Annotated in this window: 16 protein-coding genes; 10 read left to right on the top strand and 6 right to left on the bottom strand. The window is 33.7% G+C overall.

What is annotated here, in order from left to right; translation table 11 throughout:
- Positions 1-19: 19 nt before the first annotated feature.
- The 3 genes from VB248_RS02940 (at position 20) to trmB (ending at position 3,054) form a co-directional block, all read left to right on the top strand.
- On the top strand, positions 20-988 hold the full coding sequence (locus VB248_RS02940) for an energy transducer TonB (RefSeq protein ID WP_323295238.1): 969 nt from the start codon (positions 20-22) through the stop codon (positions 986-988).
- Between the two features lie 86 nt (positions 989-1,074).
- On the top strand, positions 1,075-2,367 hold the full coding sequence (locus VB248_RS02935) for a bifunctional folylpolyglutamate synthase/dihydrofolate synthase (RefSeq protein WP_323295237.1): 1,293 nt from the start codon (positions 1,075-1,077) through the stop codon (positions 2,365-2,367).
- Between the two features lie 21 nt (positions 2,368-2,388).
- Positions 2,389-3,054 carry a tRNA (guanosine(46)-N7)-methyltransferase TrmB gene (gene trmB / locus VB248_RS02930; RefSeq protein ID WP_323295236.1) on the top strand — a complete coding sequence of 222 codons (666 nt, stop codon included), beginning with the start codon at positions 2,389-2,391 and terminating at the stop codon, positions 3,052-3,054.
- A 66-nt stretch (positions 3,055-3,120) separates the two neighbouring features.
- Here the strand turns inward: trmB and gap are convergent, their stop codons facing one another.
- A complete protein-coding gene (gene gap / locus VB248_RS02925) occupies positions 3,121-4,131 on the bottom strand; it encodes a type I glyceraldehyde-3-phosphate dehydrogenase (RefSeq protein WP_323295235.1) in 1,011 nt (336 codons plus the stop codon).
- Between the two features lie 756 nt (positions 4,132-4,887).
- Here gap and VB248_RS02920 point away from each other — a divergent pair.
- The 4 genes from VB248_RS02920 (at position 4,888) to VB248_RS02905 (ending at position 8,540) form a co-directional block, all read left to right on the top strand.
- Positions 4,888-5,706, top strand: a complete 819-nt coding sequence (locus VB248_RS02920) for a 2,3,4,5-tetrahydropyridine-2,6-dicarboxylate N-succinyltransferase (protein WP_323295234.1) — start codon at positions 4,888-4,890, stop codon at positions 5,704-5,706.
- A 309-nt stretch (positions 5,707-6,015) separates the two neighbouring features.
- On the top strand, positions 6,016-6,867 hold the full coding sequence (locus VB248_RS02915; RefSeq protein WP_323295233.1) for a CvfB family protein: 852 nt from the start codon (positions 6,016-6,018) through the stop codon (positions 6,865-6,867).
- Positions 6,868-7,010: 143 nt separating this feature from the next.
- Complete coding sequence (locus VB248_RS02910) at positions 7,011-7,487, top strand: helix-turn-helix domain-containing protein (RefSeq protein ID WP_323295232.1); 477 nt, start codon at positions 7,011-7,013, stop codon at positions 7,485-7,487.
- A gap of 582 nt (positions 7,488-8,069) precedes the next feature.
- Entirely contained in the window at positions 8,070-8,540 is a 471-nt protein-coding gene (locus VB248_RS02905; protein WP_323295231.1) for a nucleoside triphosphate pyrophosphohydrolase family protein, read from the top strand.
- Positions 8,541-8,873: 333 nt separating this feature from the next.
- Here the strand turns inward: VB248_RS02905 and VB248_RS02900 are convergent, their stop codons facing one another.
- Together VB248_RS02900 and gyrA are read right to left on the bottom strand one after the other, a co-directional pair.
- Complete coding sequence (locus VB248_RS02900; protein WP_323295230.1) at positions 8,874-10,352, bottom strand: hypothetical protein; 1,479 nt, start codon at positions 10,350-10,352, stop codon at positions 8,874-8,876.
- Between the two features lie 95 nt (positions 10,353-10,447).
- A complete protein-coding gene (gene gyrA / locus VB248_RS02895) occupies positions 10,448-12,982 on the bottom strand; it encodes a DNA gyrase subunit A (RefSeq protein ID WP_323295229.1) in 2,535 nt (844 codons plus the stop codon).
- Between the two features lie 333 nt (positions 12,983-13,315).
- Here gyrA and VB248_RS02890 point away from each other — a divergent pair, with 333 nt between their 5' ends.
- The 3 genes from VB248_RS02890 (at position 13,316) to VB248_RS02880 (ending at position 14,691) form a co-directional block, all read left to right on the top strand.
- Entirely contained in the window at positions 13,316-13,738 is a 423-nt protein-coding gene (locus VB248_RS02890; RefSeq protein WP_323295228.1) for a ribonuclease domain-containing protein, read from the top strand.
- Between the two features lie 4 nt (positions 13,739-13,742).
- Positions 13,743-14,153, top strand: coding sequence for a barstar family protein (locus tag VB248_RS02885; protein WP_323295227.1), 411 nt, complete (start codon positions 13,743-13,745; stop codon positions 14,151-14,153).
- Positions 14,154-14,274: 121 nt separating this feature from the next.
- Positions 14,275-14,691, top strand: coding sequence for an OsmC family peroxiredoxin (locus tag VB248_RS02880; RefSeq protein ID WP_323295226.1), 417 nt, complete (start codon positions 14,275-14,277; stop codon positions 14,689-14,691).
- Positions 14,692-14,748: 57 nt separating this feature from the next.
- Here VB248_RS02880 and VB248_RS02875 read toward each other — a convergent pair whose 3' ends face one another.
- Genes VB248_RS02875 through VB248_RS02865 form a run of 3 tightly spaced genes read right to left on the bottom strand, consistent with a single transcriptional unit; the run spans position 14,749 to position 17,172 of the window.
- The gene (locus VB248_RS02875; RefSeq protein WP_323295225.1) at positions 14,749-15,780 is read right to left on the bottom strand and encodes a LacI family DNA-binding transcriptional regulator; all 1,032 of its coding nucleotides are present in this window, start codon (positions 15,778-15,780) and stop codon (positions 14,749-14,751) included.
- A gap of 6 nt (positions 15,781-15,786) precedes the next feature.
- Positions 15,787-16,137, bottom strand: coding sequence for a dihydroneopterin aldolase (gene folB, locus VB248_RS02870; RefSeq protein WP_323295224.1), 351 nt, complete (start codon positions 16,135-16,137; stop codon positions 15,787-15,789).
- Positions 16,138-16,176: 39 nt separating this feature from the next.
- Positions 16,177-17,172 (bottom strand): DivIVA domain-containing protein, encoded by a 996-nt coding sequence (locus VB248_RS02865; protein ID WP_323295223.1) that lies wholly within the window; start codon positions 17,170-17,172, stop codon positions 16,177-16,179.
- Positions 17,173-17,191: the final 19 nt, after the last annotated feature.

Below are 17,191 nucleotides of genomic sequence, written 5' to 3'. Positions count from 1 at the left end.
TTAACAATCAATAAAGCCAATGAACTCCTATAATTTAGAAAATGAAGAAAGAAAAAATAGAACCAATGCCTTTATCCTGACCTTTATCATTAACGCAGCCATGCTTTTTCTCTTTTGGAAAATAACAGTATGGTCTGCCGAAGAGAACCAGAAAAAAGACGAGATACTGGCAGGGGGTGGTTTTATCATGAATTATGGGACTGACAAAGCTGGTAGCGGAAATGTTTATTCAAGGAATAAAGCCAATAAAAGTCCAGAGGTTGTTGATTCAAAACCCTCAGAAGAAATTAAGAAAACTAAAGAGCTAACAGTTCCTGAGCCAGAAGTAAATAAAAACAAACTGACTCCTACCAAAAAAGAAGTGGAACAGCCTTTAATTGCTTCAAACAAGCCAAGTTCAGTTAAATACAAAGAGGTTAAGGAAGTAAAAGTTGATAAAAAAGAAAAGACCAAACCTCTCACTGAAACCAAAAAAGTAGCCAATAAGCCAGCCGCACAACCAGTAATTGATAATTCGGCTTTGTTTCCAGTAAAGAAAGACAATGGTTCAAACGGTTCATCTGGAACAAATAGTAAAGCAGGTGGAGCTTCAGATGGAAACTCGAAAGGTACTGGAAATCAAGGACAACCAGAAGGACGTTCAGTAAGTGACGCAGAATATACTAAAAGACCTCCTGGTGATGGAAGTGGCGGTAATGGTGGAAGTGGAGCAGGTAACGGAAGTTCACATACACTTATCGGCTGGACATGGAATTCAAAACCGGTGGTTGACGATGATTCAAATGATACAGGAGTTATTAGATTTAAAATTAAAATTGACTCAGATGGTGACGTTGTAGATATTTCAGTAATTGAAAGTACAGTTAGTCCAAATGTAATGAGAAAATATAAATCAGCACTCCAAAGAACTAAATTTAGACCAACCACAGGAGATAGAAAAACCGATTATTCCTCTGGAACAGTTACCTTTAGGTTGAATTCAAGATAAAATAGAAAGTGTAAGTCGAAAGATTTACACTTTTTTTTTCGTTCATTTAGTCCTTATCTTTACCATCGAAACAAGAAAATGAGTAAATGACCTACCAAGAAACCATCGAATATCTTTATCAACAATTGCCTGTTTTTCATAGAATTGGAAAAAAAGCTTTCAAGGCAAACTTAAATAATACTTTAGCACTCTGTAATCATCTTGATAATCCACATCATAAATTCAAAAGTATTCATGTAGCTGGCACCAATGGAAAAGGTAGCAGTTCACATTATTTAGCCGCCATATTACAAGCCGCTGGCTATAAAACTGGGCTTTATACTTCACCACATTTAAAGTCTTTTACAGAAAGAATCAAAATAAATGGTAAAGAAATACCTGAAAATCAAGTAGTTGATTTTGTGCAAGAGAATCGCTCTTTTTTAGAAGAATTAAAGCCTTCTTTTTTTGAAATGAGTGTAGCAATGGCTTTCAACTATTTCGCTCAAGAATCCGTCGATATAGCGGTAATAGAAGTAGGTTTAGGGGGGCGTTTAGATTCTACGAATGTCATCACTCCTGAACTCTCACTCATTACCAATATCAGTTTTGACCATACAGACATTTTGGGTGATACTTTATCAAAAATTGCGTTTGAAAAAGCAGGTATTATCAAAAAAGGAGTACCTGTGGTAATTGGAGAAAGACATCTTGAAACTGAAAATGTCTTTATAGAAAAATCAACCTTAGAATCGTCCAAAATATATTTTGCCGAGGATTACTTTCAAGTAAGCAATCATTCTCTACAACAAGATTTTCTTGTACTTGATATTTTAGATTTGGATAAGTATCAAACTTTTACACTCAAATCACAGTTGCTTGGTAATTATCAATTAAAGAATTTATTGGGGGTTCTCAAATCCGTTGATTTATTGAATCAATTAGGTTATTCGATTGATTATAAAGCTATTGAAGCAGGAATTAGTCAAGTAGTTAATCTAACGCAATTAAAAGGTCGTTGGCAAAAACTATCAACCAAGCCTTTAATGATTTGTGATACGGCACACAATATCAGTGGAATAACACAAATTATAGATAATTTATCGAAACTTGAATATCAAAACCTTTGGATGATTTTAGGCTTTGTTTCTGATAAAGATATTTCTGGTGTCTTATCATTATTGCCTAAACATGCACATTACGTATTTTGTCAAGCTCGAATACCACGAGCTTTTGATGCTTGGGAGTTGCAAGCATTGGCTAACACTTTTGGTTTGGTAGGAGAGGTCGTTGTCGATGTAAATGAGGCCATTAATTATGTAGAAACTAAAGTAGGAGAGGAAGACTTGATTTATATTGGAGGAAGTACTTTTGTGGTGGCTGAAATAAATAGATTGTAAATATTTTTCAAATTAATATCAATGGGAAGAAAAAAGTCGTTTAGGATTGAACAAAATAAAATACAAGAGAATGTAATACAAGAAGGAAAACCTCTTTTTACTACAATAAAAAATCAGTGGGGGACAGTATTTTTTAAAAACAACAATCCTATTGTTTTAGAATTAGGCTGTGGTAAAGGAGAGTACACTGTTGGTTTAGCAAAACTTTTTCCTGAAAAGAATTTTATAGGAATTGATATAAAAGGCGATAGAATTGCAGTTGGAAGCGAAAAAGCAACAGAAAGTGGATTAAACAATGTAGCTTTTTTGAGAACTAAGATACATGAATTAGAGAGTTTTTTTGATGAAAATGAAATTGCTGAAATATGGATTACTTTTCCAGACCCTCAAGTATTACAAAGTGGTGAAAGAAGAAGGTTGACCAATCCCCGTTTTTTAGAAATTTATAAGAAAATTTTAAAACAAGATGGTTGTTTACATTTAAAAACAGATTCATCTTCATTTTTTGATTATACACTAAAGACTTTAAATAACTTTGGAGTCAGAGAGCTTACTTATACCACGGATTTGTATAGCTCTTCACTAAATGTCAGACACTATGGTATAAAAACAAGATTTGAAGAAATATTTACAGCTAAAGGTTTTTCGATTAATTATTTATACTGCTTATTTAAACTAAATTCATAGTTTAAATAAGCAGTATAAAAGGAGCTAATTTTTATTAGCTCCTTTTTATTTTAACCACAAGTTCAATTATTTAATTAATTGAGCGAAGTAGTTTACAGTACGAACTAACTGAGATACATAAGACATCTCGTTGTCATACCAAGATACAGTTCTAACCAATTGAGTATCTCCAACAGTTTGAACTTTAGTTTGAGTAGCATCAAATAATGAACCAAATGAAGTACCGATGATATCGCTACTTACGATTTCGTCTTCAGTGTAACCAAAGCTTTCGTTAGCAGCGGCTTTCATAGCCTCATTGATTTCACTTGCAGTAACTTTCTTAGAAAGGACAACAGTAAGCTCAGTTAAAGAACCAGTAAGTGTTGGAACTCTTTGAGCAGAACCATCTAATTTACCTTTTAAGGAAGGAAGTACTAAGCCGATAGCTTTTGCTGCACCAGTAGAGTTTGGTACAATGTTTTCAGCAGCAGCTCTTGCTCTTCTTAAATCTCCTTTAGCGTGAGGAGCATCAAGTGTATTTTGGTCATTTGTATAAGCGTGAACAGTTGTCATCAAACCGTTTACGATTCCAAATTGTTCTTCCAATACTTTAGCCATTGGAGCTAAACAGTTAGTAGTACAAGAAGCACCGCTGATTACTGTTTCAGTTCCGTCAAGAATATCGTGGTTAACGTTAAATACAATTGTCTTTGCATCACCAGTAGCAGGAGCGGAGATAACTACTTTTTTAGCTCCAGCAGTAATGTGTGCAGATGCTTTATCTTTATCAGTGAAAAAACCTGTACATTCTAACACAACATCAACTTCATGTTTTGCCCATGGAATTTGTGCAGGGTCTCTTTGAGCATAAATTGTAACTTCTTCTCCATTTACAGAAATTGTGTTTTCAGTCGAAGTCACCTCAGCATTAAATCTGCCTTGTGCAGAATCATATTTAAGCAAATGAGCTAACACTTTAGGGCTTGTCAAATCATTGATTGCTACAATATCAATGCCTTCCATGTTGTAAATTTGACGATAGACTAAACGTCCGATACGCCCAAAACCGTTGATTGCAACTTTTACCTTTGCCATTTTAAAATAAGGGATAATGATTAATTATATACTACTACACAAAAATACAGGATAAGTAGATAATAAACAAAAAATAAGCGATTATAAAATAAAGTTAACTATATTAGTAATTTTAGTTAGTATAATTAGTAAAAAGCTAAATTTTAAGATATAATTGCTAAAAATAATAGCTATTGTTACTCCTGTTGCTAATATCAACTACTCTCCATACACAAAAAACCTATAACTCGTAAATATTAGATATGAAAATCATTCAGCAAATGAATCTATCAAAAGATAGTATTTGACTCCAAGTAGGACATAATAGAAGCTTAATAAACGAATTGATTAGAATAAAAAGGAGAGAGGCGGCAGATATATTTTATATATTTACTAAATAGCATTAGTAAATATCACTTCATAAATAGAAAACATAGCTATTCTTATCAGAAAGATTAATCAAGCAATTATACGGTAGCTTATGTAGTCATTTAAAAAGTTTACTCAGGAATAAAGTAATTCCATATTGAAAACTGACAAATTGTCGCATAAAAAGATAGCTGTTTTGCCAAATTATATTTTGAGCAGTCTTTAAAATGTCAAATTTTAATAACATAATAACTTAAAAATCAGTTTTTTAACAAATTTTATATAAACTTTTACTTAATAATCTTAATTCATTGCTTATTGATTGAATAGTTTACGATAAAATTCATGTTTTGATATAAATGTATTTACTTTGTATTTTAATTTAAGACAAAAAAGTCGCTTAGTTTAATGGAAGATTTAAAACAAATCATTGAAAATGCTTGGGATAATCCAGCATTAAGAGCATCAGAAGAAACCAAAACTGCTATTGAGACCATAGTTGAAAAAGTAGATAAAGGTGAATTACGTACTGCACACCCAAATGAAGATGGTTCTTGGACAGTAAATGAATGGGTAAAGAAAGCAATTGTTATGTATTTCCCTATTCGTCAAATGCAAGTTCAAGAGGTGGGTATTTTTGAATTTCATGATAAAATGAAACTTAAGAATAATTATGCTTCATTGGGTGTTAGGGTTGTTCCGCCTGCTGTGGCTCGTTATGGAGCTTTTTTAGCAAAAGGAGTAATCATGATGCCATCGTATGTAAATATTGGTGCTTACGTTGATTCTGGTACTATGGTTGACACTTGGGCTACTGTTGGAAGCTGTGCTCAAATTGGTAAAGATGTGCATTTAAGTGGGGGAGTAGGTATTGGTGGAGTATTAGAACCACCTCAAGCAGCTCCAGTAATTATTGAGGACGGAGCATTTATTGGCTCTCGGTGTATTGTAGTTGAAGGAGCTAGAATTGGTAAAAGAGCTGTACTTGGTGCTGGTGTTACTATCACTGGAAGTTCGAAAATTATTGATGTGACAGGTGATGAACCAGTTGAATATATCGGATTTGTTCCTGAGAACAGTGTAGTAATTCCGGGGAGTTTAACCAAAAAATTTGCTGCTGGTGAATACAATGTTCCTTGTGCTTTGATTATTGGAAAAAGAAAAGAAAGTACTGATTTAAAAACTTCATTAAATCAAGCACTCAGAGAAAACAATGTTGTTGTTTAATTGAAATTTTATTAAACAAATAAAGTGAAAAGGCCGAGAATTAATCTCGGCCTTTTTTTGCGTTAATAGGCTCTCTAAGCTCAATTATCAGTGTGAGTAATACAATACCTCATATTATGATTTAGCATCGCTCAGAATGAAAAAGAAATAGAAATGTTATAACTATTAAGTCACGCTAATAGACTGAACAATCATTCTATTAGCGTGACACATATTTTGGTATATATACTTTAAATTATACAAATCTTAGAGTAAGGAGTCTCATTTTAAATTGAGAACTTTGTAATGAATATTAAATACAACAATACTATGATTAACGAACAAGCACCATTACAATTGGGCAAATATAATCGCTTAGAAGTAATAAAAGAGTTAGATTTTGGGATGTACTTAGATGGTTTCGATGGAGAAGAAATTTTGATTCCAAGAGTATATATTCCAGAAGGTACCCAAATAGGACAATTTTTAGATGTCTTTATTTATCGTGATTCCGAAGACAGACTCATTGCAACGACTTTAAAACCATTTGCAACTGTTGGTGAATTTGCTTATTTAAAAGTAAAAGATGTTAGCAAACTTGGCGTCTTTTTGGATTGGGGCTTAATGAAAGATTTGCTCGTTCCATTTGGAGAGCAGCTTAGTAAGATGGGAGTAGGTCGCTCGTATTTAGTTTATATCTATGTTGATGAAGAAACTCAGAGAATTGTTGCTTCCGCAAAAATTGATAAATTCTTACCAAAAGATGAAATACAATTAGAATATAACCAACAAGTAGATATTCTTCCATACGAATATACAGACTTAGGAGTAAAGGTGCTTATAAACAATTGTAAAATAGGAGTGATTTACAAGAATGAAATATTTAAAGATGTAAAATTTGGAGAGTTTACAATTGGATACATAAAGAAAGTTAGAGAAGACGGAAAAATAGATATTTCTTTAGTTAAGCAGGGATTTGACAGAATTGACAATATTAAACAGCAAATTTACAACAAGCTTACAGAAGAAAACGGATTCTTACCTTACACAGACAAGACTGATTCTGAGGTTATTTACGCCAATTTACAAATGTCAAAAAAGGATTTCAAGAAAGGTGTAGGGGGATTATTTAGAGAAGAGAAAATTTTAATCAAATCAGAAGGTATTTACAAGATTAAATAGAACATTTTGATTTAATCTTACAAAAAATACATTTGTAAATAACTCTTTTTAGAGAATCAAAATTATTTTACAAAAATAAACTCTCTTTTTGATTGATTATATTACTGCAAATAATTACATTTGTATATAATAACATTTGTAACATGGACTTGAATAAAAAAATTGAACAAATTATTGTAGATAAAGGACTCTCTCCAAGTTATTTTGCAGACACTATTGGGATTCAGAGAAGTAGTATTTCGCATATTTTATCAGGAAGAAATAAGCCCAGCTTAGATATTATCCAACGTATTTTAAGGGCTTTTCCAGACATCGATAGAGATTGGCTACTCTTTGATACTCCAATTCAGCAGTCAAATTCAACGCTAAATAGTGGTTCGAAGGTGTCCTCTCAATCCATCAATGAGGAGATTATCATTGAAAAAAAAGCCTCAGAATCGCCTAAAATAAGTAAGCCTGAGCAAAGTCCAGTACAGCCAATTATAAGCTCTCCAGCACCCCCACAGAGGCGAAAAATTGAGCGTCCGACTGTTCAAAATCCTTTGCCTTCTGGAAAGCAAATTGAACGAATTGTTATCTTTTATACCGATGGAACTTTCATGGAAAGTAAGCCTATTTAGCGTCCTAAATTGTACAATTCTAATGAAAGTATTTTGAGAGTAGAGTAGGAGCAAGCACTCCTAAATAATAGGAGTAAGAAAAAAGGGTGAGATTTTCTGTTTTTTTTTACTCCTACTCGCTTCAAAAATTGGATTACAGGATATAGTTTGCCTTCACTACATTCATCATTTTAAAAAATGAAATTTCGAAAAAAATAACTATCTACTTTGGTGTTAATTTTTTTATAAAAAAGGGAATAGGAAAAATTACAATGAAGCGATAATTGCTCGCTAAATTAATATATCTCTATTCAATCTATTTTCTCCTATTTTCATAGCTTATTCATACATAAATTTCTTCTCTCCTGATAGGTTTATACAAATAGGCAATTAACAAAACCACACTCCTAATTAAAGACAAGTGTCTGTAAATCAGCCATTTAAAACCTACTGTTCCACGTGAATATGTAACTTACTGAAAATAAGGCACTTACGTAAATAAAAATAAGTTTCATCCGTGAAACAATTTCACAATCTGAATCAATACAATTTATATAGATAGTTTTATGTAATTTTGTGTAATCTTTAATTTAAAAATCAACCATGCAATCTATCGACTCGCTCAATCAAGTGTCTGAGTTTCATCACACTTTTAAAGCTCCTGTACTTGAAACCCCACAAATTCCATCATCTGAACGCTGCAAACTAAGAGTGAACTTAATTGCAGAAGAACTTAAAGAATTACAAGCTGCCATTGAAGCCAATGATATTGTAGAAATTGCTGATGCTCTTTGTGATATTCAGTATGTACTCTCTGGTGCAGTACTTGAATTCGGCTTAGGTAATAAGTTTGTATCGCTTTTTAACGAAGTACATCGTTCTAATATGTCGAAAGCCTGTGCAAGCTATGAAGAGGCAGAAGCGACGGTAAATCATTATTTAGCTAAAGATGGAACTGAGGCACAAATCGTGAAAGATGGTGATAAGTATTTAGTGTATAGAATTTCTGATAACAAAGTTTTGAAATCCATCGGATACTCACCAGCGGATTTGAAAAGTATCATTCTTTCATAAAAATGTCAGCATCTGGGCAATTTTTGCTGAATTATTTTGCTCATAATCGCTCAGATGCTTTACTCATTTGATTTTATTCAATTCTCACTGACTTCACAATTGATTTCTTCATAAAATGAATTAATTCAACGTTCTTCTTTTCAGATACTTATCTCTTCTATATTCATCAATTAATAGCTATAAATACACACGTAAATCTAAAAAATAAATGTTGTATAATTTACATTATGTTAAATAAAACATTTTAATATCAAAACACTCATCAAATAGCATAAAAAAAGCCTTGAACTAAAACGTTCAAGGCTTTTGAATATAGAATTATGAAAATTTTAATTATTCTCCTAAAGCTTTCAATTTATCTTCCATTTTCAAGATTTGATACAAACTTCTTAAGCTTGCTTTCAAATCATCTTCTTGCTTGATTGAATAAGCTTTCTCGAAATATGGTAAAGCTTCTTTGAATTTTTTCTCAGCTAATTCCTCTACTTTCTTTCCTTCTGTCTTATAAGTATTCATGTCCATTGAATCAACTTGTTTTTTGATTTCAACAGCCTCGTTAAAGTTCATTACTCCTAAGTTGAAGTTTACATCGTAGTTGTTAGGATCTAATTCTAAAGATTTAACATAATATCCTAATGCTGATGCTTTTGCTGCTTTTTGTTTTGCTTCTGCTTCTGCTAACTTTTTCTTTAAGTCTTCTACATTTACACCGTTTGATGCTTGTTTCGCTGCTTCTTCGTTCAATTTAGCTAATTCAGCTTTTTGTTCATCTTGTGAAGCTTTTACTTGTGCTAATGATTTTTTTGAAGCCGTTGCAGTTTTAGGGTCTTTCTTGATTTTATCAGACAAACGTTTGATTTCTTCGTCGAAAGCAGCTACTTTATCTTTTTGTGCTTGAATCTTTTTATTGATAAGGTCAACACTGTTATCTGTAATCGACTCTTTCAAAGAACGGATTTCTGGAGCAAATTCTTGAGCTTTGTTTTCATATAAAATACCTAAGTTCAAGATTTCTTGTGGGCTACTTGTTCCTTTAGCAATGGCTGTTTCTAATTCTTTAATCGCTAAATCTACTTTTTTGAAAGCCAACAACATATTGATTTTTTCTGATTTCAAATCTTTGTTGTTTGGATGTAATGCAATACCTTTCTCGATAGTAGCCAATGCTTTTTCTTCGTTGTTTTCAGCTCTGTAAATCTGAGCAAGTGCATACACAATCGCAGGGTCTTTACCACCTAAATCAATGAATTTTTCAAAACCTAATTTTGCCGAAGCATCATCTTTAGCCAATTGACCAATTACGCCTGTGTACATGGCAGCCGTAGTATCTTTTGGACTAATTTCAGAAGCCATTTTCAAATCTTTCACAGCACCAGAGAAATCTTTAGCTTGATACTTCACAATACCAGCGTTCATGAAAGCACTAAAAGTTTTTTGTCCTTCTTGTTCTGGTTTTCCGTCTTTACCTACTGTTAATAAAAGGTATTTTTTTGCCAAAGAAGCCACTCCCCCATCTTTTGCATCAAGAGCAATCGCTTTTTTGAAGAATTCAACCGCTTTATAGGCAGCTAAAGGTTCAGTTTTTGTCAATACAGAATCCTGAGAATTAGCAAGATCTAAGTAAGCTTCTCCACGAACTAACCAAGTTTTTGCTTTAATAGAGTCTTTTTTAAGAACTGCTGCATCGGCTTTCTTAACGGCTTCGGAAATCGTTTTGCGATTTGCCTCTATCATCAATTTGTCCATTTGCTGGGCGTTCGCTGCTCCTGCTGTCATCAGTATTGCAAAAAGAGCAAGTGTGATTTTTTTCATTGTTTTGATTGGGAATGGTTACGATTTATTTAATTGAAAGAAAGTAGAACCGCATCAGCGATACGATTCTACAAAAACACTATATTTAATTTGTATTATTCTTGTGTTGGAATTTCTTCACCTGAAGTTGAAGTCATATCTTCAATCGGAGTAACTGTTACTGCTTCTTCTTCTGGGTCTTTTACAATTTTAGTTACCGAAGAAATTTCATCAGATTCGTTTTTCAAACGAATTAATTTTACTCCTTGTGTATTTCTTCCCATTACACGTAAATCGGCAACGGCAATTCTAATTAAAATACCAGATTTAGTAATAATCATTAAGTCATTACTGTCTGTTACTTCTTTGATTGCCACCAAGTTACCTGTTTTCTCGGTTAAGTTAAGTGTCTTCACTCCTTTTCCGCCACGGTTGGTCAAGCGATAATCTTCAACATCTGAGCGTTTACCAAAACCTTTTTCTGAAACTACTAATAATTGTTGTGTTTCAGGGTTTTCGATACAAACCATACCGATTGCCTTTTCAGAAGTAAGGGTTTCGTCAAGCCAAATACCCTTCACCCCTGCTGCAGAACGACCCATCGGGCGAACACGTGATTCTTCAAAACGAACCGAACGTCCAGTATTTGTCGCAATAATAATATGATTATTACCATTTGTCAAAGCAACATCCAATAATCTATCATTTTCACGAATAGTAATGGCAATAATACCATTCTGGCGTGGACGAGAGTAAGCCTCTAAAGTTGTCTTCTTGATAGTTCCATCCTCAGTACACATCACAATAAAGTTATTGTTGATATAGTCTGGGTCTGTAAGTGACTTCACATTAATTACGGCACGGATTGAATCCCCGCTCTCAATGTTCATCAAGTTTTGAATTGGTCTTCCCTTAGCTGTTTTTTGTCCTTCTGGTACAGCATAAACTCTTAACCAGAAACATTTTCCACTTTCAGTAAAGAATAACAACCAGTTGTGCATGGTTGCAGTAAATAGGTGTTCTGTATAGTCGCTATCTTTTGTAGCAACTGCACGAGAACCTACTCCTCCCCTTCCTTGAGCTTTGTATTCGCTAATTGGAGTACGCTTGATGTATCCTTGATTAGAAACTGTTATTAACATTTCCTCATCGGCAATCATATCTTCAATCGAGAATTCATCATCTGTCATGTTGATTTGAGTACGACGAGCATCGCCATAACGTTCTTTGATTTCTTTTAATTCATCTTTGATAATTTGTAACTGACGTTCTGGTCTGTTCAAAATATCTTGTAAATCATCCATCAAACGTTTAATCTCTTCATATTCAGCAATAATTTTATCACGCTCCATACCAGTAAGGCGTTGAAGACGCATTTCAAGAATTGCTTTTGACTGAATTTCAGAAAGATTAAATTGCTCCATCAAACCTATTTGAGCCGTATGTGGGTCACGTGATTCACGGATAAGTTTAATAACTGCATCTAAATTATCTAATGCAATAATGAAGCCTTCTAAAATATGAGCTCTTTTTTGAGCTTCACGTAAATCATACTGAGTACGACGTACCACTACTTCGTTTCTGTGTTCAACGAAATAATGAATCAAATCCTTCAGGGTAAGCGTGTAAGGACGACCTTTTACTAAACAAACATTATTTACAGAGAATGAAGACTGTAAAGCCGTTTGCTTATAAAGGTTATTCAAAACCACATTTGGTACTGCATCTCTTTTCAAATCGAAAACGATACGCATACCATCACGGTCAGATTCATCTCTAATTTCTGAAATACCTTCAATTTTTTTCTCATTTACCAAATCAGCACATTGTTTAATCAATGATGCTTTATTGACCATGTATGGAATTTCAGAAACAACGATTTGTTCTTTACCTGTTTTAGTTGTTTCAAAATTAGCATTTCCACGCACTACGATTCTCCCACGACCAGTAGCGAAAGCATTTTTGATACCCGAAATACCATAAATAGTACCGCCAGTAGGGAAATCTGGTGCTTTGATGTATTGCATCAAACCTTCAACAGTTATATCTCTGTCGTCGATAAAGGCAATAATACCATCAACTACTTCTGATAAATTGTGTGGTGCCATATTGGTAGCCATACCCACAGCAATACCCGAAGTACCATTCAATAAAAGGTTGGGAATTTTAGAAGGAAGAACTGTTGGTTCTTGAAGAGAATCGTCAAAATTGTTCTGGAAATCAACAGTATCTTTGTTTAAGTCGCCTAAGAGTTCTTCGGCAATACGTTTTAAACGAGCCTCTGTATAACGCATTGCTGCTGGAGAGTCGCCATCAACCGAACCAAAGTTACCTTGCCCATCCACTAATGGATACCTCAATGACCACTCTTGTGCCATTCTTACCATCGTATCATAAACTGAGGCATCACCATGTGGGTGAAATTTCCCCATCACTTCTCCAACAATACGGGCTGATTTTTTATAGGCTTTGTTGTAATTTACCCCTAATTCATCCATTCCAAAAAGTACTCGGCGGTGAACAGGTTTTAATCCATCACGGACATCTGGTAAGGCACGAGATACGATAACTGACATTGAATAATCAATGTATGCTCCTCGCATTTCGTCCTCAATGTTAATTGAAATAATGTTACTATGTTGTTCCGACATATAGATAAGATTTGGTTGAAGGGACTAAAGTACCTCGATGCTGATTTAATTTGAAAAATTCATCATCAGATACTACGAAAAGTACCCTTTAAATGCCATTTTATACAAATTTCGTGAAATTTTAATGGTTTTGCAAATTTGAAAGGTATCAGTATAGGAGCTTTATGAAGAACATTTTTAAAGCAAAAAATAATAACTTTCCTAAGTAATCTAAAAATGAGATTTTAGTGAATTTATTGTTACGTTTCCCAAGAAATTGTTTTTTATTTTATTCTCTCAACGGCATCCATAAGTCAGAACTTCTTTCGTAGTTTTGTTAAAAATCTATTTATTATGCGTACTTCTTTGCTCAATACTATCAAATCTCTATTTTGTGGAAGTCTTATTTGTCTTTCTACTTTCTTAATAGTATTTTCTGTAAATGCTTTTCAAAAAGCTGACAGAAATTTTCAACAATCTCCTGCTATTCCAGTCGTTAGTAGTAAAAACATTCCTAAAAATGTTTTGATGGTTTTACAGTATGTAAGAGAAAACGACGCCCCGCCCCAAGGATATGTTGGTGGGCGAAAATTTGGCAATTATGAAGGCATTCTTCCAAAAAAAGACGCCAGAGGAATGAAAATCTATTACAAAGAGTGGGATACCAACCCAAAAATTCAAGGTAAAAACAGAGGAGCAGAAAGATTAGTAACCAGCTCAGACAAAAAAGCTTATTATACACAAAATCACTATCAATCTTTCGTCGAAATCAAATAAAGCAATGGCAAATTATATTCTTTTAAAAGATACTTCAACATTTAAACCTACACAAAAAACGTTAGTAGCCCTGATTGATGGCGAACTTACACAAACTACTGAACAATTTTTTGAGAAGATTGCTGAAAGTATTCGTTTCCCAGAGTACTTCGGACATAATTTGGATTCATTTGATGAATTAATCAACGACCTCGACTGGCTTGATGAAAATGATATAAAAATTATTTTTAAAAATTATGATAATTTTTTGGCAGAAGAAAATGATGAAATAAGAGAAATTATTCTGACTGTACTCGATGACGCAGCCGAAGAATGGAAAAGAAACGACAATACCAAAATCCTGAATATATATATTGAACCATCCGAATTGGCACAAGAAGATTTAGAAACTTTAGGAATTAGTTATATCGACTAAGCCCTGAATGTAACTTTAAATACTTTAGGGAAAAATGTACAAGCTAATGGGTTAAATGTACATTTACTGCTGTGTAGAGATGCTGTAATTTTGTAATATCAAACTTAACAACAATAACACAATGCAAATCAAAAGAAGTGCTTCTGCTCAATGGATTGGAGCTGGCAAAGACGGAAAAGGTACATTAACAAGTCCAAGTGGTGTTTTAAGTAACACTCAATATTCATTCAATACTCGTTTTGAAGACGGTATCGGAACAAACCCAGAAGAATTAGTAGCGGCTGCACATGCTGGTTGTTTCTCGATGCAATTAGCGTTTAATTTACAAGGTGCTGGATTTGTAGCGGATGTAATTGATACAAATTCACAAGTAATTTTAGAAAATGGTGCAATCAACACTATCAAATTGACAACTTCAGTAAAAGCCGCAGGTTTAACTCAAGAAAAATTTGAAGAATTGGTGAATCATGCCAAAGTAAATTGTCCAATCTCTAAACTATTCAATGCTAACATTACTTTAGAAGCTACATTATTGTAGTAATCAAAAATCCCCAATTTGTTAAGTACAAATTGGGGATTTTTGATTACTATATTTTCAGTTCTCTACTTTTAACTTTTGAGAAGATTCTCGAACTACCAATTGTGTTTTTAGAATTTTCACTTCTGGTTTAAAAAAGCCTTTTGTATCTTCTATCTGATTAACCAAAATTGAAGTTGCCAGTTTGCCAATATCTAATGTGGGCTGTGCAACACTGGTAAGCGTTGGCGTAATAATGGTACAAATGGGTTCATTATTAAAACTAACAACCGCTACTTCTTCTGGAATTTTGATATTACGAGCCTTCAAAGCAGACATCGCTCCTACTGCCAGTCTATCACTTACCACAATCAAACCATCAGGACGATTTTCTAAATTGATTAAGTAATTGGTGATTTCAATCGCTCTTTCTAAATTATACTCTCCATGAACAATTAAAGATTCGTCTATTTGGTAACCAAACTCCTTTAAAGCCAATGTATAACCTTCTAATCTTTGGTTGCTAACCGTAACACTATGTGGCCCAGCCAAAAAAGCTATTCTTTTACAACCATTATCAATCAAATGTTTGGTAGCTTCATAAGCCGCCCCTACATTATCAACCATTACTTTTGATACATCCATTTCGGCTGCATCTCTATCAAAAAAAACTAAAGGTATTCCTTTTCGTTGTAGTCTTTTTAGGTGGTCTAAATCAACCGTTTCTTGCGAAAGTGAAATAACAAAACCTTCAACTTGCCCACGAGAAAGGTTTTGAACGTTTGTTAATTCTCTTTGATACAATTCACTGGTTTGTGTAAGTAACAAACTGTAACCTCGTTCATTGGCCTCTTCCTCAATTCCTTTAATAACTGATGCAAAAAAATGATAGGCCAAGTCTGGCACAATTACACCAATGGTTTTGGTTCTACTTTTCACCAAACTGGTAGCCAAAATATTGGGTTGATAGTCCCATTCTTTGGCTAATTGAAGTACTGCCTGTCGAGTTTCTGGTTTAATCTCAGGCATATCACGCAAGGCACGAGAAATTGTTGCCACCGAAACGTTTAGATGGCGAGCTAAATCTTTAATCGTCACTTGATGTGCCATAAAATTTTATCCTTTCAAAGTTACTTTTGCTCTTGTGCAAACCCCACCGATTGGAGGGTTAAATTTTGATACTGAAACTTCAACTGCTTCAACATTTGGATAACGCTGACGAACACTTGAAATAATTAGTTGTGCAATATGTTCTAATAATTTTGCCTTGATTTTCATTACTCCAGCAATGATTTCGTACAAATCACCGTAATTAACGGTATCGCTGAGTTTATCATTTTCGGCGGCGTCTGAAAAATCAGTAGTGACAGAAATATCTATCTGATAACGATTCCCTATTCTTTGCTCTTCGGCATAAACACCGTGATAAGCAAAAAATTCAATGCCTTCTAAGGCAATTATTCCCATTTTCTTTTTTTTAATGCTATAAAATAATTCAGTACTCTATTAGAAAGAATCAAAGAAAGAACCTCCTGTATTTGAAATTCCTCCTTGGTAATCTTTTCCAAAATCTTCCATTACCGAAGAAACAGTTGGTAATCCATCGTCTTTGGGTGTTTTACGAATTTTTGGTTTTACAGCTTTCATTTCTTTAACCAATTCTTCTACTTTGGTATTTTTCGGAACTTCAGGTACTGCTTGCTGTGCTAAAATTTTATGAACTTGTGGAAGTTCCATATTTTCATCATCAAAATCATTTGCTGGTTCAAAGTCTATTTCTGTTTCACCAGAAATTTCTTGTTCAAAAAATGATAGATTAGCATTTGCTTTTACCTCCGCTTTTTCAGTTGGAGGAGTAAACTCAACAACAGGCGAAGCTACAACAGGAATTTGTGTTTTAGGTAAAGTTTCTGTAAAATCAAGAACTGGCTTCTGAATTTTATTTTCTACAACTTCCTTAGTAGGTACTTCGGTGTTTTTACTGCCTACTCTTTCTTCAAACTTAGCAACTTTCTCTAATGTTTCGTTAGCAAATCTTTTTAGTTCAACCACTAAAAATTCTTTATAACGTTCCATTGATTTGAAATCACGTTCATAATTTTTAAGCTCATTATTAGCTTCTTCAATCATGAACTTTGCTTTATTTTCAGCATCCGAAACCAACATATTTGCTTTTTTACGAGCTTCGTTCAAGATTTCCTCCGCTTCGCTACGAGCTTTGTTTTTTATATTTTCAGCTTCAATAAAAGCCTTAGAGTTCATCTGTTCTTTGGCTTCTTCCGCTACTTTTATCGTTTTGAAAAGACCTGCCTCAACTTCTTTCATTTTGGCAATTTCACGTTCGGCAGTATCAATTCTTTGTTTCGACTGACGCACTTCTTCGCCTACTCGCTCCCACTCTTGCGAAAGTGACAATAAAAAAGCATCCACCGATTCAGTATCGTATCCTCGAAAACTTTTATCAAAAGTATGTTGTCTTATTTCAAGTGGAGTAATTCTCATGGTATGTATGGATTATTCA

Origin of the sequence: Arcicella rigui (assembly GCF_034929435.1) — a bacterium.
GTDB lineage: Bacteria > Bacteroidota > Bacteroidia > Cytophagales > Spirosomataceae > Arcicella > Arcicella rigui.
This window is presented reverse-complemented; position numbering and strand designations above follow the sequence as displayed.